This is a genomic window from Vibrio sp. 10N.222.52.B7 (assembly GCF_041474275.1).
GTDB lineage: Bacteria > Pseudomonadota > Gammaproteobacteria > Enterobacterales > Vibrionaceae > Vibrio > Vibrio crassostreae_C.
The window spans coordinates 1-383 of sequence record NZ_JBFRTU010000798.1; the positions used below are offsets into that span (position 1 = coordinate 1).

The 383-nt window shown below is 45.7% G+C and carries 1 protein-coding gene; it reads right to left on the reverse strand.

The annotated features are described in order from the left end of the window. The coding region (rsgA, locus tag AB4512_RS25360; protein ID WP_372176227.1) for a GTPase RsgA at window positions 1-383 on the reverse strand (383 nt) is incomplete at both ends.

A 383-nucleotide genomic window follows, 5' to 3' on the forward strand; every position in this document is an offset into this window, starting at 1 on the left:
ATCTTTCAGTTCGGCTTCCAACTCTTTGATGCCGTAACCCGACTCTTTACTGACGAACATGACTTTATAGCCGATTTTCTCGTATATTTTCAGCGTTTCGCGGTATTCGCTAATTTGTTGTTCTGTCAGTAAGTCGACTTTATTGAGCACAACTAACGGGGCAATATTCACCGTTTCAGAGGCGATCAAGTAACGGTCGATGATATTAAGTGATAGCTCCGGCAGTACAGCTGAAACGATAACCATTTGGTCTACGTTTGCGGCAACCGGTTTTAGGCCGTCATAGTAATCAGGGCGAGTTAGCATTGACGTTCTTGGCTCAACGGCTTCTACAACACCAGAGATGCCGGCCATTGATTCAAGTCCTGCGCGCCAAATGACTT